We start from the raw sequence: 17982 nt of genomic DNA, 5'->3' as shown, positions 1-17982 counted from the left end.
GGCGAACCGCGCGCTCACGTACTTCAGGGGAGAACTTCTTTGACTTGTTCATGGCTCCATCTTCTCAAGAGTTGGAGCCTCCGCAAAACCCGGGGCGATTCACCAGGGCGTGCGGAAGAACAGTTTCTGAGCTGCCTGTCCGGCAGTGAAGCTGGCTGAAGAAGCTGACCGTCGGGGAATAGCTTTCTGAGCTGCCTGTCCGGCAGTGAAGGCGGTCCGAGAAAGCGCCCATCCAGGCAAACATTTCTGAGCTGCCTGTCCGGCAGTGAAGGCAGCCGTTCTACGAGTGTGAGTTGTGCGGCTTTTCTGAGCTGCCTGTCCGGCAGTGAAGGATCGCCGCTTGGTCGGCCACCCACTGCTGCATTTCTGAGCTGCCTGTCCGGCAGTGAAGGGGAACACGCGCTGCTACACGCTCGTCATGTGTTTCTGAGCTGCCTGTCCGGCAGTGAAGGTGGCCGGTGCCCTATCCATCTGACCGGCCTATTTCTGAGCTGCCTGTCCGGCAGTGAAGCGGTATGACGCGCCCGCCTTTCGCGAGTGGCTTTTCTGAGCTGCCTGTCCGGCAGTGAAGGGCAGCCGGATAGACCTCTGCGAGTTGCTTGATTTCTGAGCTGCCTGTCCGGCAGTGAAGCGTTCCGGTGCGCGCCCCCCGTTGGCTTAGCTTTTCTGAGCTGCCTGTCCGGCAGTGAAGGTTATCGGGCTGTCGGCGACGCCGTTCTCCAATTTCTGAGCTGCCTGTCCGGCAGTGAAGGTCTGCCAGTTTGCGAAAGGCATCAGCAGACTTTTCTGAGCTGCCTGTCCGGCAGTGAAGTTCGGAAGCGGCTTTTCCTGCTCCTTCTGCGCTTTCTGAGCTGCCTGTCCGGCAGTGAAGCTAGACAGCGCGGAGGCGCCCGCCCCGGCGCTTTTCTGAGCTGCCTGTCCGGCAGTGAAGTTCGTCTCCGTGTATGCCTTTCGGCCCTCTGTTTTCTGAGCTGCCTGTCCGGCAGTGAAGGCACGGAGCGGACTGTCCGGCGCTACATCAACTTTCTGAGCTGCCTGTCCGGCAGTGAAGCCCTACGCGGCATGGCTTGAGCGCAACGGGAGTTTCTGAGCTGCCTGTCCGGCAGTGAAGGCATACAGCTGGATGCGGTCGCCGGCACTGACTTTCTGAGCTGCCTGTCCGGCAGTGAAGTGCATCCCACTTGTCGTAGATCGACTTGATGCTTTCTGAGCTGCCTGTCCGGCAGTGAAGGAGCTGACCGGTCGACTGTGGTTCAACTTCGATTTCTGAGCTGCCTGTCCGGCAGTGAAGCGCTTCGAGGTGCCCAGCGGCGATCTGGGGTATTTCTGAGCTGCCTGTCCGGCAGTGAAGAAGACCCGCCTCCGCTGCCCGGATTTTCAACTTTTCTGAGCTGCCTGTCCGGCAGTGAAGGCGATGTGACGGCCGCCATGACCTCCCCGACATTTCTGAGCTGCCTGTCCGGCAGTGAAGCAACCCATCACAAAGCCCTTGCGTGGGCAAAATTTCTGAGCTGCCTGTCCGGCAGTGAAGCCTTGAGCGCCGGCGCGAGCTGAACACGGCCTTTTCTGAGCTGCCTGTCCGGCAGTGAAGTGGGGAGAGTGGAGCCCTGGCGGCGTCCACGTTTTCTGAGCTGCCTGTCCGGCAGTGAAGTCTCAGTTCCTCAAAAAAGTGTTTGCTGAATATTTCTGAGCTGCCTGTCCGGCAGTGAAGCGGCAGGTTCCCGTCATCCGCCCGGCTCGGATTTTCTGAGCTGCCTGTCCGGCAGTGAAGGCGTAGTAGATGGGCGCCTCTTTGCCGTAGCTTTTCTGAGCTGCCTGTCCGGCAGTGAAGGGCGCCCGCACACGCACGCTCACAGGCGCTCATTTCTGAGCTGCCTGTCCGGCAGTGAAGCGGCGCCGCTGCCGCTTCGACGTACGCGGACATTTCTGAGCTGCCTGTCCGGCAGTGAAGGAATTTCGCAGGAACTGGCCGACTTTCTCGGTTTTCTGAGCTGCCTGTCCGGCAGTGAAGCGCCGATCCGCGCTTCGAGCAGTCCGCGAAGTTTTCTGAGCTGCCTGTCCGGCAGTGAAGGGTGCAACGGCGCACCAGCGAACGCGCCACGCTTTCTGAGCTGCCTGTCCGGCAGTGAAGATTGTCATGAGCAAAGCAGTGCAGAACGAAGTTTTCTGAGCTGCCTGTCCGGCAGTGAAGGTGTAGCGCGACTCGCTGCTGGCGCCCGGCGTTTTCTGAGCTGCCTGTCCGGCAGTGAAGCCATGCGCGGCGACTCGGCCCAGGTAATCGACTTTCTGAGCTGCCTGTCCGGCAGTGAAGCGATCCTCGAGCAAGCACAGCGCACCATGCGCTTTCTGAGCTGCCTGTCCGGCAGTGAAGGGGATCATGCGCGACGAGGACGCACCGCATAATTTCTGAGCTGCCTGTCCGGCAGTGAAGGCAAGGACGCCCACCGTGCCGCAGAGGCAGCATTTCTGAGCTGCCTGTCCGGCAGTGAAGTGGCATGCCCGGCGCCGGGCCACTTCGGCGCTTTTCTGAGCTGCCTGTCCGGCAGTGAAGGATGTGATCGAGTTTTTCGGGCACGGCTGGCTTTTCTGAGCTGCCTGTCCGGCAGTGAAGAGGTTGCAGGGCCCTCTGCGCATTGTCGATGATTTCTGAGCTGCCTGTCCGGCAGTGAAGTCGTTGTATCGGTCTAGATATTCGCGGTACCGTTTCTGAGCTGCCTGTCCGGCAGTGAAGATGCTCGCCGGCACCGTGTTTGTCCCTGCGCATTTCTGAGCTGCCTGTCCGGCAGTGAAGCGGCCCACCGTAGGTTTCGGCAGCACCTTCAATTTCTGAGCTGCCTGTCCGGCAGTGAAGTGCAGACGGAATCAGCGCGACCGCGGTGTGCATTTCTGAGCTGCCTGTCCGGCAGTGAAGTCGCCGGAGCGGTGGCCTCGGGCGTGCTGTCATTTCTGAGCTGCCTGTCCGGCAGTGAAGGGCGTACAACCGAGCGGAATACTTGCCCGAGCGTTTCTGAGCTGCCTGTCCGGCAGTGAAGGAGATCGAGCCCGGTGACGTGCGCGGCATCGTTTTCTGAGCTGCCTGTCCGGCAGTGAAGGTTTGAGGTGGGCTATCCCCTCAACGTGGATTTTTCTGAGCTGCCTGTCCGGCAGTGAAGTCGTCGGTGATGTCGCGCCGGCCCTGCCAGTATTTCTGAGCTGCCTGTCCGGCAGTGAAGCGACATAGGAGCCATCCGCGCTGCTGCGCTGCTTTCTGAGCTGCCTGTCCGGCAGTGAAGTCCGCAGCTATCGCCCGCACAGCGTCGAGCAGTTTCTGAGCTGCCTGTCCGGCAGTGAAGCCTATCGATGCGTCGCCTGCGCGCGCAGGGCTTTTCTGAGCTGCCTGTCCGGCAGTGAAGGTGCTTGCTGCCCGGAAGCTGGAGTTCGACCATTTCTGAGCTGCCTGTCCGGCAGTGAAGACCACCAGCGATTCAGCCGCGCTGAACACATTTTTCTGAGCTGCCTGTCCGGCAGTGAAGAGGTTGCAGGGCCCTCTGCGCATTGTCGATGATTTCTGAGCTGCCTGTCCGGCAGTGAAGACGTCGTACCGGTGACCGGTGTCACGTCCAGCTTTCTGAGCTGCCTGTCCGGCAGTGAAGTGGGCGGTCGACAAGCCGCTGCACCCGCAACTTTTCTGAGCTGCCTGTCCGGCAGTGAAGAGGGCCTTGATGGCTTCGAGCACGCGCAGGATTTTCTGAGCTGCCTGTCCGGCAGTGAAGCAGCGTGCGCAGCTCGAAAACGAAGAGGCCAATTTCTGAGCTGCCTGTCCGGCAGTGAAGCACAGGCCTCCAAGGTCGAAGAACTGTCGGCATTTCTGAGCTGCCTGTCCGGCAGTGAAGCGTTGAAGAAGTTGAAGTTCTTGAGCTTGCTGTTTCTGAGCTGCCTGTCCGGCAGTGAAGGGTGGTGCGGCCGTAGAAGCGCCAGCACACGATTTCTGAGCTGCCTGTCCGGCAGTGAAGGGTCAGGCGCTCAATCAGGCGTTGACCCGAGCTTTCTGAGCTGCCTGTCCGGCAGTGAAGAGTTGCTCGGCTACGAGGCACACATCGTCGAATTTCTGAGCTGCCTGTCCGGCAGTGAAGGGCTGCTGCACAAGGGTGATGGGCGCGTTGGTTTTCTGAGCTGCCTGTCCGGCAGTGAAGAGCTGGTTCGCCGCCGCGGTCAATTCCTGATCTTTCTGAGCTGCCTGTCCGGCAGTGAAGCTGCACGCCGGGCAGGCCGCCGATGCGCTTCTTTTCTGAGCTGCCTGTCCGGCAGTGAAGCGCACAACCGCCCGTCGTTGCCCGCCCTGCGCTTTCTGAGCTGCCTGTCCGGCAGTGAAGATTGCCGAAGGGTCGTGCCGCGAACGGCTTGATTTCTGAGCTGCCTGTCCGGCAGTGAAGGCTTGCGCACCTGGTGTATCGCACGCTGCAGCTTTCTGAGCTGCCTGTCCGGCAGTGAAGGGGGCTGGGTTACATCATCGGCGCCGAGGCTTTTTCTGAGCTGCCTGTCCGGCAGTGAAGGCGAAAGAGAAGAAGACCGGCGGCGACATGAATTTCTGAGCTGCCTGTCCGGCAGTGAAGATGGGCGGAGTGCTGGACCGCGCGGGCATGGTTTTCTGAGCTGCCTGTCCGGCAGTGAAGGAGGCGCGCTGCCGCGTGCAGTCCGGCGAGCTTTTCTGAGCTGCCTGTCCGGCAGTGAAGGTCGCGGTTCTCAATGTCCTTCCCGCCGTGCATTTCTGAGCTGCCTGTCCGGCAGTGAAGACCCGAGCGGCGAAGTCGATCAGGTAACGGTCTTTCTGAGCTGCCTGTCCGGCAGTGAAGACGTAGATGTAGTCGCCGGCGCGCACCTTGAATTTCTGAGCTGCCTGTCCGGCAGTGAAGCTGGCGGCTCAGCGTCAGCCCTTTACTCTGGCTTTCTGAGCTGCCTGTCCGGCAGTGAAGACCAGCGCGACACCAGCCGCACGTACTCGGATTTTCTGAGCTGCCTGTCCGGCAGTGAAGCAGGTCTCTGCCGCCTTCTCGACGATGCAGACTTTCTGAGCTGCCTGTCCGGCAGTGAAGATGGCTGACCTGTACGACCAGGCAACCGAGCATTTCTGAGCTGCCTGTCCGGCAGTGAAGGAGTGGCACCGGGTGAGCTTCTACGGCCGCTTTTTCTGAGCTGCCTGTCCGGCAGTGAAGTGGTCGAGTCGGACGACGTGCATGATGCCGATTTTCTGAGCTGCCTGTCCGGCAGTGAAGCCCAGCGCGCAGATGTGGCGCGAAGCGCGCCTTTTCTGAGCTGCCTGTCCGGCAGTGAAGTAGAGTAAAAAAGAACTAATGATATGAATTTAAATGGATTTATTCACACCAACCGCGTCTGACCTTCGTGATGCGCCCGAAGGCAACTTGTTGATTTTTTGTGCTTCGATGAACGGTGACGAAAAAGGGTCAGAACCACGGGACGGTAGCGGATGCGCTGAGGCCGTAAGCGTTGAAGCTACCGTTGATGCTCTCACTCTGGATTGGCATCTGCTCAATGAAGAGTCTGAAACGCTGGCCGGTCGTTGCGCTACTCAAAACCACGTAAGGCAGCTCGAGGATTTCCGCCACCTCATCCGGGATCCGTTGGCGCGCGCTTTCCTGGTCAAGGCCCTTGCGTGCGACCAGCCTTCGGCGCAGGCGCTCCGGACTGCTTTTAGCCTGGACTCGGCGTACTCGCCGCGGCTTGGCTGCCGCCGGAACGGCCATGATTCCAGTGCACGCGACGTGGTCACGCATGCCTTGCAGCCAATCAATCTGCACCAGCTGGTGCAGGGCGGTCGCATTGCCGTGCAAGCGCAACCGGCAGCCCAGCGAGCGTTTGTCGGCGGCGTCGGGAAAACTGATGCCGATATCTCCTCGGCCGTATGTGGCGAGCCCCCGGTGCAGCTTCGAAAACAAGGCGTTCATCAGGGTGGTCGCGGGAAACTCCGGGTCCGGCTTCAGACGCAGATCGATATAGCTGTCCATGATGTCAGCCCGCGTCGCCGAATACGCCGCCACGGATCAGGGTGGCAATGACGAAATGTTGTTGTTCGGCCGGGGGGACCTTGTCCTTAAGTATCCAGCTATCGAGCAAGCTGTAGAAATCCATCTTCTGCTTGGGCTGCCGGTAGGCCTTGCCCTGGGTGGTGACCGATCCATAGGGCTCGACCGCGATCGGCCCCATTTCATCTGCGCCCTCGTACCAGGTGTCAATGGTGCGAATCGCATTGCCGATCTTCTGCGAATGAATGGCTGCGACACCGCTCACGTCATAGAGCGTTTTGCTCTTGTCGCCGCGGCCGCGATCAAGGATCAGTTCTTGCGAAGGGAAGACCTCCTGGCCGGCACCGATGCGGACGAATGCCGTGACCTGCAACAGCACATGCTGCTTGCCGGCCAGACCGGACGCGATGAGATCCGACAGGGTCTGCAAATCAGCGTTCGCCGTATCGAAGCTGCGCAGCGGCAGCGCGAGGGCGTCGAACGTCCAGGCCGAACTTGCCCTGCCATCAACAAGGTGGGCAACTGTCACACTCACTTGCTCGGCGCCGATACGGTTGCGCCACAGGAAGCGGCCGTTGGCGAGGTTTGCGGCGTAGCGATGCGCGAGTTCGCCGAAGCCATGTGCATCGACATAGCCCTTTACAGTCGCTTCGAGCTTGTTCCGGTAGCCGGCATCATTGCAGGCCGATGGCTGACCCGTCCCTCCGAGGATGCGAAGGGTGAACGTCACCTTGAGCGAGTCTGCTTCGGCCGGAAGGGCGGCGACGTCCACCGTCTGCAGATTGGGGTTTTCGATCGCCGCGTCCAGTTTGGCCGGGTCTTGATCCTTGGTTTTCAGTCTGTTTGAAATCGTGCCCCGTACGGATTTCTCGCGTAGCGGGATTGGCCCCCATGCTTCACTGCGTTCGCGTTGACTCCAGCTACCTGCGAAGAACAGTGCATCTGACGGGTCAAGCTTGCGTTCAAAGGCGAGTACGGAGGCGGTCTTGATGTTTTCTGTGGTCATGATGGATTCCTTTATCTGTAACGGTTCCGGAGTCAATCGAGGGCGTACGCGGGCGTGGGCCTGTAGTCGTTTCGGCAGCGATACAGACCATTCTCTGGTTCGCTGTCGGCATACCAGAGCAGTTGCTGCGGCGAATGCAGGCGGTGCGGACTGAGCCACTGGCCGATGCCGTACAAGCTCTCCACGAATCGGAACGAAGTCGTGGAATCGCGAGAGCCTGCAACGCTACCGGGTGGCTGTAGATCACCCAGCGCGCCATATCCGAGCGGTATGGGCACGATCCAACCCAGTCCTTCGCGGTCATGCTGCCAGCGCCCCCCGCGATCATCGGCGTCTTGCCAGCGCCAGTTGATGCGCGACAGCGAAAGCCATGCTTCGAGACGGGTCGAGTCCGGGATGCCGGCCATTCGCTCATCCAGCAGATCGGCTCGTTCGACCAACGCGAAGCCCGGCAGAAGACGCAGCTTGAACGAGTCGAACAGCTTGGCGCGATCCGCTGCTTCGTCGCTGGTCAGCGACAGGACGTAGGGTGTTTGCCGTCGGCGTGGCGTGGCGGAGGCGATCACGCTGCCGCCGGCAATACGCATGCAATCAAGAAGTTCGCGCACGCGGGCTGCAACTGTCGGCCCACTTTGTTCGGTCAGCGACGGGCTCTGTACCGCGAACACCAGGCTGATGTCGAGATGGATGCGCCCCTCCTCGACGATGGCGGCCGTGCCGCCGTCCTTGTCCACCGGGTTGCGAGTCAGGTGAAACGAGTGAACGAAACCGCCGGTCCGCTGTTCCTCATGGCTGTGCGCAATCACTCCGACTGCGTTGAACTGCAGGTCGAGACCGTCACGGTGCGTTTCGCGCTCAAGCGCCCACATCAGACCAAGGAAGGCTGTGATCGATGGAAAGCCATGGGTCAGGGGGCTTGAAATCGCGTTGGCGTTCTGCACCCGTAGCCGTGGCATCACAAGCAGATGTTCGAAATACGGACACTCAGCCATGAGGTCTCCTCTCCCGCACTTTTCCACCCGCCAGCGCTCGATACTCTATCGGTGTTGGCCATTCGGCGTCGGCAATTGCCTGCCGCGCCCAGTGCGTGTGCTCTGCGTCGCCAACCGGGAAACCATGTTGCAGAAGGATGGCGTTGAGCCAATTGCCGAAACGATGGGCCACCTGATCCGGCCAGTCCTTCCACTCGAATGCCAAGCGGAACGCTTCATCTTCGTCTGGGTAGTCGGGTCGGGGGGGCAACTCTGCTCGTTCTGGATCTAGCCAGAGCTGTTCGCAAAGCGGCAGGCGGCAGGCGGCGTCTCGGCTCCATCCTGGCTCGAACAGCTGCCGGGTTGCGAGGCCGAAGGCCGCGAGAGACTGACCCAGCGCGCGCTCTATGCGTTCGCGCCGGATACGCGTATCCAGCGTTTGATCAGGGTCGCTTTTGAGCAATGCGAGCAGGGCGTTTACCTGTTCTTCCACGCCTTCGAACCTGCGAAACCGCGCGAGGGCAGATTCGATGAACAGGAACTGTCGGGGACTGTCCTGGTTCCATGTCGGTGGCAGCGAAGCGAGCAGGTAATTGACGCCACCGCGTTCGCTGTTCAACTGGCTGATGTTCTGCGGCTTGGTGCCACCGAGCTTGCGCACAGCCAGATTGCGATAGTCGCGATAGGGCTGATCGTGAGGCTTCCCCTCGCGTCGGGCCTGACGTGCCAGCTTGCTGGAGTCGCTGAAGCGCGCATCGTTGATCTCCTCATGCACCGCTTGCGCCAGACTGCTGGAAAACAGTGGTTGCAGCAGGTGATAGCCTGCATCGTCGGCTGGCTCTCCCGACACTGACCAGTAGATCTGTTTGGCCAGCGCGTGGGATACCGGCACACCGGCCGGCCGGATCAAGCCTCGGAGCGCCAAGGCCCATTCGTTGGCAACAGCGGGGTCGTCGTTTAGAGCGGCCAGCAAATCGGCGTCATCGGCGATCAGCCAGTCCAGCAGGCGACGGCTATCGACTTCCAGTTTGAGGAATTTGTAGACGTCCAATGCAGCAGCGTTGCCCACCACGTCATCGGCGAAGTGTTCGCCGAGCTGATGGGTGCCAATTTCCGCGAACTGGCCCAGACTGTGCGGCGCGGCATAGAGGCTACTGCCCCGTGCGTCAGGGTGCGTGGCCTTCAGGACATGGGTCACGGCCTGAATCTGCGCGACCCGGTTGGCGGCATCAGCCAGCCAGACCGCGTATTCGTACTTCGCAGCGACTTGTACGGCCGCGTCCGAATCCAGACCTTTCAACTTTACGTCCCGCCGTTCGAGGATGAACTTGGCAATCGTCTGTTGAAAGGTCATGGAACGCGGCGTTCGTTCAGCGAACGTGTTCATGGTCGGGAGACTCCTTCTGTTCGACTTGGCACTGACCAAGCCTTAGAATCCCCGCAGCGATCTGCTGCGGGGTGACTCTGGGACGTTCATGACCGTTCTAATAAGGTCATGTGATTTTCAGACACACACCTATCCTCCTTGACGCGTCATGCCTCGAGTCTAGGGCCGGAGCCAACCGGCGGATTGCGTTGCTGGACCCCTGCTCACCGTTGCAGCGGTGAGCAGGTTTTAACCATCTAAGCGTTAGCGTTCATACTGTTCATCATTTGCGATTACTGGAGTCGGCACTGTCGCACAGATAGCTCAGAAAATCTACGCGTTGCGTTCATTCTGTATTTGACTGCCGCATAGGCAGCTTTTGTCGTCTGGAATCAGGGGTCGCGCTTGCCTATTTCTTCTTCGCAAACCCCAGAACGGGATTAAACCGCCACCCTTGCGGGCTCGGTGGCACCGAAACCTTCGCAAACCGTTCGGCGCATACCCGCAGGGGCAAGCCGCGTGTTTCCGCTTGTTCGCGCAGCAGTTCAAACAGGTCGTCCTGCCCCCATTGCGTGATACGCGGTCCGTAGTCCAGTTCCAGGTTTTCTAGCAGGCTCTCTGCTGTGGTGTAGACGGCAGGGACACCACGCCGGGCTTCCGCATGGATGCGATGGAGGATCAAGCGGGATTCGGCTTCGTCGGGCAGGAACACCAGTTCGATGTCAGGGAAGGCATCGCTGCGAAACGGTTGTTGCTGCGGCAGCACACCGGTCAGCGCAGCACGCGGGAATCGCCAGGCACTGGTCGCATCAAGGCTGGTATCGGCAGGTTTGACGCCTCGTGCCTTAGGTTTCGTGGTGTCGCACGATTTGGGCAGCATGCGTTCGATCAGCCGCGCATGCTCGAGGTCGACCAGGCTTTGCTTAGGTTGCCGCTCGGTGGGTGGCCGGGGCAGGATGCGTGGCCTGGCGCTGATGATCTTGTATTCGTCTACACGCAACAGCTTGTCCAGCCGATGGCTGGTCAGCCGAAACGGCGCATCCATCCGACCGTCCTCGTCTTCGAAGCCTGGTCGGACGAAGGCGGCCGCGGGTTGTCCGTCGCGCCCATTGCCGGCAGCGAAGTGGCGCAGATTGGTGTCGAAAATCAGCACGTTCGGCGATTTGCAACTGCGGCCGCGATGCCGCTGGACGCGGCCGGCGAGCTGGATCAGCGAACGCATCGAGGAAGGTTCCACAACCGCCCAGTCGTAGTCGTGATCCCGCCCCACTTCGCTGACGGGCGACGCGAGCACGACGAAAAGATGGTTTCGTTCGCCAGTGGCATCGATGGCACGCCGTATGTCCGGGCTGTCGAACACAGCCTGTGCCTCACGGCGATCGAGCAAGGTGTCGAGCCGGTGTTCGATTGCCGAACGCAGCAAGAGTGGGAAGCGGGCGTGATAGACGCACAGGTGGATGCGATAGTCTTCCGGAGCGCCCAGCCGGAAAAGTTCCGCGGCGACTTCGACCAGCGGCTCGATGTTTGCCATGCGCACCAGGCCAAAGCTGACGTGTTTGCCGCTGTGCGGGCATGTTTCGGCGTGCCGGTCGTGGGCGCTCAGGATGGCGGCCCGCACTTCAGCCGAAAATGTACGGTGGATTGCCTCCTTGTGCTTATCTGCAATCTGCAGCGGGATCAATTCGCCACGTCGCCGCGGCCCGTCCTTGTCGATGGCTTGGGTCAGCGCGTGTACGCGCTGCTGCACGAAGTTCTCGTGCTCCCGGACGAACTGATCGGCTTCAGTGCAGCTTTCGCGACGGGTGCCGAACTCGTCCGTCCATAGGCAAGCAATTTTCACTGCGCTGTCATACCCGCCTTCCCTTCCGCGATTTCGTCGAAAGTGAAGGCGCCCTGATCGGTAAGCGTGAAACATGCCCTCCACCAGCGCAGGCGGCAGGGTGGCAGAGGACAGCAGCACACGACTGCCGAGCAAACCGGCCCAATGCACTAGCCGCGTCAGTGCCGGCAGGTCAGCCAGATCGAAGTCGTCCAGTTCGTCCAGCACCAGATCGCTGCTCATCAGCCGCAGCATTGGCGCGATCTGCCGCCCGGCTCGTTGTGATTCGGTCGCGGGCATCAGATGATCAATAGTGCATACCAGTAGCGGTGCAGACAGCAAAGAGCCGATGCGGTCGTCGCGCATCGCGTGGGACAGAAGAGGATGGTCAGCATGCCGTCCGTCATAAAACACATGACTGTCCTCGTCGATCAGTTGCTGGGTCGACGCAGACCCACTTGCTTCGGCGAGTTGTTCGAAATGCTCGAAAAGCTCGCGGCTCGCCGCACCACCTACGCGAATCGCAAGCTCGTCTTCGGCCAGGTTCAGCGCTTTCCGGTAACTGCGACCGGTCTGTAAGGTCAGCGTGCGCAAGCCGAGTGCAAAGGTGGCGCGCATACCTAGCTGAGGATCGGCCAGTGCATAAAGGATGCGAGCATTGGCGAGTGTCTTGCCGCAACCCGTAGACGCCATGTTGACGATGAACGCGCCGTGATCGGTGGCTTGGTTGCGCAGGGCGGAGGCGGCGTCCGCCGCCTTGTCCTGCCAGCTGAAGCGCGGGTCTGCACTGCGCTTCTTCAGGCCGCGGTGGCGTGCAAGGCGCGGAAGATGGCGTTCGAAGTTGGGCAACCCATGTACGACACTGCCAGCCATGCGCGCAACGCCGAGCAGATGTTCGTCCAGCGGCTGTTTCAGCTTGCCGTCACTGTGGGTATTGGCGTACAGCGATCCCTCGCCGTCCCCGCGCACGCGCTCGTCGGAGTCGGGAGGCAGGCTCGAGTAACGGTGGTCGGCCAGCATCAGGCTCAGTCGGGCAAGGTGCATAACGTAAGGGTTGTCCGGCCAGTCGCCCGTGCCAGGCGTCGCGGATAGCGCCAGCAGGCGGGTTGCGATCTTGGCCGCGCGCGCTCGCCATTTCGGCTGTTGCATGGGCATCGCGTTGGCGTGTTCGAAATGCCAGTAGGGCGAAATCTGTTCAGGGCTGGATGGTTGCCGGACTTCGTTCCAGTCATGACCAACCGCGTCGAGAAGCGACGGTAAGTGGGCGGCATTGAAGCTGGGGGATCGCTTGCCGAGCCATTCCTGCTGCCCAGTGGTGGCGTTCTGGACGGGCAGCACCGGCAGACGGTGATGGGTTACCACAAGCCACGCAATGGCGGTGGCGAGCGGGGGCAGCCCTTTGAAGGGTGGGCGGTTGTCGATATCCAGCCCGTCCCGAATGTAGCGGGCGGGGTCGAGCCAGCTGGCGTCGTCGTCCGGCGTCGGTGCGGCAAGCCGGCGCAGCCAGCGGGCATCATCGTCATGACCCACGAAGGCGAGGAATAGCCGTAGCGACACCCATTCATGGCGGTACAAGTTCTTCTCTGCGACGTCGTTTCTCAAACGCTGCTGGAACGCCACGCTGGCCTTTCCGAGGTCATGCAACAGCGCCGCCAGCTGTGATAGCAGGCGTATATCTTTCGCTGTATGCCAGTCGTTCTCGTCCTCGCTACGCAGTACATCGCGTCGCGTCATGTTTGTGGGTACGGCGCCATGTGCGTTGAATTGCCTGGCGTCGCCCACCACCCACATCAGTTCGCTGTGGTTGCGGCTGCGTATCCAGTGACACGCGACGGCAGTGTTCTTGCGCGCCGTTTTGCGCAGCAGCCGGCGCAAGGTGTCCAGCCCTTCCTGAGTGATCGCGGTCTGCCAGGTGCGATCGCCTCTGCGTTCCGCAAACTGGTCAAGGATGCGCCGCGTCTCAGTCAGCGCTCGTTTGCTGCATTGCGATACCAGCAGGACGTTCATGCCGGCGTACGACCCAGCCGATCCGCGATGGCTTTCAGTGTTTCGATCATGAAATCGAGCGATTCGGTTTGCGTCAGCGCTTCGATGCAAGCCTGACGGAATTCCTGTTCCGAGTGTCCGGCAGTGGCGGAAATGAAGGCCTGAGGCAGGATGACCGCGTCCTTGATCAGGTCGGCCACGTCGAACACCAGCCCACCGCGTCGTGTCTTGCCATGCAGAACCGCCAGACCGTGCGGAATGCCAAGCACCCATGTGGCGGTAGCGCCCAGGCCGTACGCGAGGTAGTTGCCGTGGTCCAGAAAGTGGTTGGCCGGATCAGTGCCCGAGCCTTGCTTGGCACGGGTGAAGTCGCCATACCCGGTGGCGCGCACGGCAAGGCGGAAAAGGTCTTTCGTGAGACGTGCTTCCAGCGTCAGCAGATCGGTGGTGTCGGGCGAATGATCGATCGCGGCACGAGTGCGGGAGAGGGCGGATTGAAGTGAGTCACTGTCGATGGCGAAGCCGGCTTCGCGCAAAGCGCGGCTGTTTGTCCAGCGTTGCGAAATGCGGTCCAGGCGGGCGCGCTGGAAGTGCCGGGCTGCTTCAAGCCGCTGCGAGTCGTCGAACCAGAAGCGCACCCAGCGTTGCAGATATTCAGTCGGGCGGTATTCGCTCTGGGGCGAAAACCATGCGACTTCGACATCAATCTCATTTGCACTGAATAGCGGTGTGCCGCCGCCTCCGCAGAAACCCACGAGCACTCCAGCCTTGGCTAGCTCGCGCATGGCGGCCTGCGTGACCGACGTACCCGTGCCGAGCAGGATGGATGTTGTGTTTGCGATCGGAATGTTCCAGTAAAGAGTGCGGCTTCCCTCGTCGGTGACGTACTCGACCCTTCCTCCATTGACAAGAACCCTGCAGCGTTCAAGGTAATAGATGTTTGCGCGCTTCGAGTGCAGGACGGACTTGAGATCAGAAGGTGACAGGTCTTCCATGATTCCTTTTCCAATCGAGCGTTTTCGGCCCAGAAGGGACGAGCCGATAAACGTATTTGTCCAGCCTTTGCCGGGCATATTAGCGTCAGTGATCGTTGTTCGCGATTGTCATCGCGGATGATTCGGGCATACGCGTTTAAGGATGTGGACATGAACGATAAGTACACCGAGAGGCCGGAACAGCGAGTCAAGCCGCTGCGCAACGAGCTGTTTCGTCGTTTGGCCGAAGCATTGCGGAAGCGCTCGGATCCATCGCGTCAGACGCCGTCCGAACAGTTGCTTCGCGAGTCGCGGGATGAGCGTTGACTTCCGGCTTGCAAGAGCAGCCTTTGCTTTTGTTTCATGTAGTCAGTGCCGGGTTGGGGTGCATGCATGTGTTGTCCATCAACCGACTAGAATGCGTTGATCCAAGAATGGAGGTGGAACATGGCGACCATGACCATCCGAAATATCGATGATCGGCTTGAGGCCCGGCTGCGGACGCTGGCGGCCCGGAGTGGGCGTTCGATCGAGGACGAAGCGCGGGACATTCTGCGGGCGGCCCTCTCCGATGTGCCCGAGCCGTGCACGTCTCTTTATGAGGCCATTCGCGCGCGCATCGAGCCATTTGGCGGGGTGGAGCTTGATCTGCCGCCTCGCGAGGCGATCCGTACGCCGCCCGATTTCAGCTCGTGATCATCCTCGATACCAATGTGGTGTCGGAACTGCTGCGCCCGGTGCCGGATGAGCGGGTGGTGGCCTGGGTTCGGGCGCAGCGGCAGTCGTCCCTATTTACAACGGTGATCACCCGGGGCGAGATGCTCTTCGGTGTTTGCCTGTTGCCGGAAGGCCGACGTCGGCAGGAGTTGCTGCGTGAGGTGATCGCCGTGTTTTCTGATGATATGGCTGAGCGCGTGTTGGACTTTGGTAGTGAAGCTGCCGACGCATACGCCGAAATCGCGGCGACCAGGCGTTCTCAAGGCCGACCTGTTAGCCAGTCAGACGCGATGATTGCGGGTATCGCGCGCTCTCGCGGAGCAGACTCGCCACGCGGAATGTCAGGGATTTCGAGAGCTGCGGCGTCAGGTTGATCAATCCTTGGCAGTGATCAGCCGTTCGCTAGAAGCCGAGCAGCTTCTGGTTGAAGTCAAGGCCTTGCGCCTTGCTGGATTCGAGCACGCGGACACGCACGAAGGTCGCGCTGCGACTCATCCGATGGTGTCCAGACAAGGGCGCATTGCGTTGCTCAACTTCGCTTGGCGTCAGCCGGGATGGTCGATGACCAGCTCGCGCATCGCGGCGAGGCCGCCGCTCCTACAGGGCCGCTCCCACGGTCGTTGGCTGGTACCTTGCGTTGGGCGCGCGCGTCTTCGATCTGAACGTGGCAACGGTGTCTCGACCCCGATCCCGCGGGCCGCACACGTTGTGCCGCGAGTGATCGATGTATATCCTGTATACACATCACTGAGTGCAGAGGCCCAACATGCGAACCCGTATCTTCAAAAGTGGCAACTCGCTCGCTGTGCGCATTCCGAAGGAACTGACGATCGCCGGGGTGTCGGAAGAGGTCGAGATCGAGCGGGTGGGCAACACTCTGGTGCTGCGGCCCGCACAAAGACCGTCGCTGGCCGATCTGCCCGAGATATTCGCGTCCTTTCCGGAGAGCTTCATGGCCGGCGGGCGCGAATTTCATGAGCAGCGCGAGCGCGAATGGGATGTTACCGAGCGTTCTGCAAAGGACTGAGCCTTGGTCTGGATGCTCGATACGAATATCTGCATCTATCTGATGGCGCGACAACCGCCGCAGGTGGTGGCCCGATTCCAGCAGGCGAGGGCAGGCGACATTGCGATTTCGGTGGTCACCTACGCAGAACTGTGTCACGGCGTCGAGCGCTGTCAGGGCGCTGATCGCGACCTCGCCGCGGCGGGGTTGCGACGCTTAACGCAGCGCGTGCCGGTGCTTGTTTTCGACCAAGCAGCCGCTGAGCGTTACGGCGCACTCGCTGCCGCGGTGCGCGACCGCCGCCGCGATGCGCTCGACCGGATGATTGCCGCCCATGCGGTGAGCGTCGATGCTGTCCTGGTCACGAACAATGAAGCGGACTTCGCCGATTACCCCGGGCTGGTGGTGGAGAACTGGACGCGCGCCCCTGCTGCGCCCGCTTGAGCGCCGGCGGCTGCCTGGCGCTTTCGCATATATATATGCAATGAAGATTCATCCGGACCCCGAACCTTGACTGATTCACGACTTGTATTCACCGAAGGCGACGCAGAGAAAAGCCTGCGCTGGCAATCCGAAGCCGGCCTGCAGCCGCCGAAGCGCGTGGTGGTGGCTGACGACACCTTGAGCGCCGACAGCGCCTTCCGCCTTGCGAGCGAGGGCACGGCGCTGTTGTGGCGCAGCGATTTCCAGAACGCGCGGCAATTGCTGCAGGCGCTGGTGCGGCGGGTGGACCGCAAGCCGCGCAAGCCGGCGGCCACGATGCGTGACGCGTTCAACCAGCACCGGCTGGCCCAGTCGCAGCGCGCCCGCACGCTGGGCATGCTGCTGATTCCGTTCGACGCCGGCCACATCATTCCGCTGCGCCGCGCACCCGATGTGGTCGAGGCCTGCACGCAGGCGCACGGTGAGGCGCGCGAAGGCTATGTGTGCTCGCTGCGCGAATTGCTGGGCGTAATCAGCGCCTACGAGTGGCGGCGCAACGGTGTCGAGGTGCCGGCGCTCGAAGCGCGCATCCATCCGCATTACGGCGTGTTTTCGCCGGTGCGCGGCGAATATGTCGATCTGGTGGCGAAGGCGCCGCTGCCGGCGGTGCTGAAGAAGGCGTCGCGCGCCTTCGACATCGGCACCGGTACCGGCGTGCTGGCTGCTCTGCTGGCCAGGCGCGGCGTGGCGAAGGTGGTTGCGACCGATCAGGACGAGCGCGCGCTGGCCTGCGCGCGCGACAACGTCGCCCGCCTCGGGCTGGGCGCGCAGATCGACGTGCGCGCCGCCGACCTGTTTCCCGATGGCCGCGCGCCGCTCATCGTGTGCAACCCGCCCTGGCTGCCGGCGCGCCCGGCCTCGCCACTGGAACACGCGGTGTACGACCCGGACAGCCGCATGCTGCGCGGCTTCCTGTCCGGGCTGGCAGAACATCTGGGGCCGGACGGCGAGGGCTGGCTCATCCTGTCCGACTTTGCCGAACACCTCGGCCTGCGCACGGCCGACGAACTGCAGGGCTGGATCGATGACGCGGGTCTGAAGGTACTCGGCCACCTCGACGCCCGCCCGCGCCATCCCAAGGCGAGTGACGAATCCGACCCGCTGCATGCGGCGCGCTCGCAGGAAGTGACGAGGCTGTGGCGGCTGGCGGCGAAAAGCGACACCCCCCTCTCCCGCTGATGCAGGCTTGGGGCCGGGGGTGAGAGCGTTCGGCCGTAAGTCGGCGTGCAGCGCGCGATGTGCGGCCGCAGCCCTCACCCGGCGCTGCGCGCCACCCTCTCCCGCTGATGCAGGCTTGGGGCCGGGGGTGAGAGCGTTCGGCCGTAAGTCGGCGTGCAGCGCGCGAGGTGCGGCCGCAGCCCTCACCCGGCGCGGCGCGCCCCCCTCGCCCGCTGATGCGGGCGAGGGTTGGAAGGCGTTGGCCGCGCGGTGCTGTGGCGGGTGAGAGGCAGCACGGCGTCGGGCCTGCTGTGTGTTGGTGGGCAAGGATTAAATGGCGCACTGTCCGTTGCGCTGCATCGGGCGAAGGCCGGCTCCCCTCTCCCGCATCAGCGGGAGAGGGGCCGGGGGTGAGGGCGTAAGTCGGCGTGCAGCGCGCGATGTGCGGCCGCAGCCCTCACCCGGCGCTGCGCGCC

12 protein-coding genes, 1 pseudogene and 1 CRISPR repeat array are annotated in these 17982 nt (G+C 61.8%); of the genes and pseudogenes, 6 read left to right on the top strand and 7 right to left on the bottom strand.

Annotated elements, in window-relative coordinates:
* Positions 1-123 precede the first annotated feature (123 nt).
* Positions 124-5312: a CRISPR direct-repeat array (repeat unit 28 nt; unit sequence TTTCTGAGCTGCCTGTCCGGCAGTGAAG).
* 129 nt (positions 5313-5441) lie between these two features.
* The 6 genes from cas6f to cas1f form a co-directional block, all read right to left on the bottom strand.
* Positions 5442-6002: a type I-F CRISPR-associated endoribonuclease Cas6/Csy4 gene (cas6f, locus tag NMQ14_RS19205; RefSeq protein ID WP_257098465.1), complete on the bottom strand. Its 561-nt coding sequence runs from the start codon at positions 6000-6002 to the stop codon at positions 5442-5444.
* A 4-nt stretch (positions 6003-6006) separates the two neighbouring features.
* Positions 6007-7026, bottom strand: coding sequence for a type I-F CRISPR-associated protein Csy3 (gene csy3, locus NMQ14_RS19200; RefSeq protein WP_257098464.1), 1020 nt, complete (start codon positions 7024-7026; stop codon positions 6007-6009).
* A gap of 32 nt (positions 7027-7058) precedes the next feature.
* Positions 7059-8018, bottom strand: a complete 960-nt coding sequence (csy2, locus tag NMQ14_RS19195; RefSeq protein WP_257098463.1) for a type I-F CRISPR-associated protein Csy2 — start codon at positions 8016-8018, stop codon at positions 7059-7061.
* Entirely contained in the window at positions 8011-9384 is a 1374-nt protein-coding gene (gene csy1 / locus NMQ14_RS19190) for a type I-F CRISPR-associated protein Csy1 (protein ID WP_257098462.1), read from the bottom strand. Before csy1 ends, csy2 begins: the two co-directional genes overlap by 8 nt.
* 388 nt (positions 9385-9772) lie before the next feature.
* The gene (gene cas3f, locus NMQ14_RS19185) at positions 9773-13189 is read right to left on the bottom strand and encodes a type I-F CRISPR-associated helicase Cas3f (RefSeq protein ID WP_257098461.1); all 3417 of its coding nucleotides are present in this window, start codon (positions 13187-13189) and stop codon (positions 9773-9775) included.
* The gene (gene cas1f / locus NMQ14_RS19180; protein WP_257098460.1) at positions 13186-14241 is read right to left on the bottom strand and encodes a type I-F CRISPR-associated endonuclease Cas1f; all 1056 of its coding nucleotides are present in this window, start codon (positions 14239-14241) and stop codon (positions 13186-13188) included. The genes cas3f and cas1f overlap by 4 nt, the downstream gene beginning before the upstream one ends.
* Before the next feature lie 72 nt (positions 14242-14313).
* On the opposite strand from cas1f, the gene NMQ14_RS19175 reads away from it, so the two are divergent.
* From NMQ14_RS19175 to NMQ14_RS19150, 6 genes are all read left to right on the top strand, one after another.
* Positions 14314-14469, top strand: coding sequence for a hypothetical protein (locus tag NMQ14_RS19175; protein WP_257098459.1), 156 nt, complete (start codon positions 14314-14316; stop codon positions 14467-14469).
* 120 nt (positions 14470-14589) lie between these two features.
* Entirely contained in the window at positions 14590-14838 is a 249-nt protein-coding gene (locus NMQ14_RS19170) for a plasmid stabilization protein (RefSeq protein WP_257098458.1), read from the top strand.
* Positions 14835-15233: a type II toxin-antitoxin system VapC family toxin gene (locus NMQ14_RS19165; RefSeq protein ID WP_257098457.1), complete on the top strand. Its 399-nt coding sequence runs from the start codon at positions 14835-14837 to the stop codon at positions 15231-15233. The genes NMQ14_RS19170 and NMQ14_RS19165 overlap by 4 nt, the downstream gene beginning before the upstream one ends.
* A gap of 392 nt (positions 15234-15625) precedes the next feature.
* A complete protein-coding gene (locus NMQ14_RS19160; RefSeq protein ID WP_257098456.1) occupies positions 15626-15886 on the top strand; it encodes an antitoxin in 261 nt (86 codons plus the stop codon).
* Positions 15887-15898: 12 nt separating this feature from the next.
* Positions 15899-16309: a type II toxin-antitoxin system VapC family toxin gene (locus tag NMQ14_RS19155; protein ID WP_257098466.1), complete on the top strand. Its 411-nt coding sequence runs from the start codon at positions 15899-15901 to the stop codon at positions 16307-16309.
* 66 nt (positions 16310-16375) lie between these two features.
* Positions 16376-17527, top strand: a complete 1152-nt coding sequence (locus tag NMQ14_RS19150; RefSeq protein WP_257098455.1) for a class I SAM-dependent methyltransferase — start codon at positions 16376-16378, stop codon at positions 17525-17527.
* Positions 17528-17849: 322 nt separating this feature from the next.
* Here NMQ14_RS19150 and NMQ14_RS19880 read toward each other — a convergent pair.
* A pseudogene (locus tag NMQ14_RS19880) lies at positions 17850-17948 on the bottom strand (EspF repeat-containing protein); the annotation flags it as partial.
* Between the last annotated feature and the right edge of the window lie 34 nt (positions 17949-17982).

The organism is Methyloversatilis sp. XJ19-13 (assembly GCF_024580155.1).
Taxonomy (GTDB): domain Bacteria; phylum Pseudomonadota; class Gammaproteobacteria; order Burkholderiales; family Rhodocyclaceae; genus Methyloversatilis.
Note: the sequence above shows the minus strand (reverse complement) of the source record. Positions and strands in the feature narration are given on the sequence as shown.

Excerpts from the sequence above, each read along its gene's own strand:
- csy3 (WP_257098464.1), bottom strand. The coding sequence starts at position 7,026 with ATGACCACAGAAAACATCAAGACCGCCTCCGTACTCGCCTTTGAACGC.
- cas3f (WP_257098461.1), bottom strand. The coding sequence starts at position 13,189 with ATGAACGTCCTGCTGGTATCGCAATGCAGCAAACGAGCGCTGACTGAG.
- NMQ14_RS19175 (WP_257098459.1), top strand. The coding sequence starts at position 14,314 with ATGAACGATAAGTACACCGAGAGGCCGGAACAGCGAGTCAAGCCGCTG.
- csy2 (WP_257098463.1), bottom strand. The coding sequence starts at position 8,018 with ATGGCTGAGTGTCCGTATTTCGAACATCTGCTTGTGATGCCACGGCTA.
- NMQ14_RS19160 (WP_257098456.1), top strand. The coding sequence starts at position 15,626 with ATGCGAACCCGTATCTTCAAAAGTGGCAACTCGCTCGCTGTGCGCATT.
- NMQ14_RS19155 (WP_257098466.1), top strand. The coding sequence starts at position 15,899 with ATGCTCGATACGAATATCTGCATCTATCTGATGGCGCGACAACCGCCG.
- cas1f (WP_257098460.1), bottom strand. The coding sequence starts at position 14,241 with ATGCCCGGCAAAGGCTGGACAAATACGTTTATCGGCTCGTCCCTTCTG.
- cas6f (WP_257098465.1), bottom strand. The coding sequence starts at position 6,002 with ATGGACAGCTATATCGATCTGCGTCTGAAGCCGGACCCGGAGTTTCCC.
- NMQ14_RS19170 (WP_257098458.1), top strand. The coding sequence starts at position 14,590 with ATGGCGACCATGACCATCCGAAATATCGATGATCGGCTTGAGGCCCGG.
- csy1 (WP_257098462.1), bottom strand. The coding sequence starts at position 9,384 with ATGAACACGTTCGCTGAACGAACGCCGCGTTCCATGACCTTTCAACAG.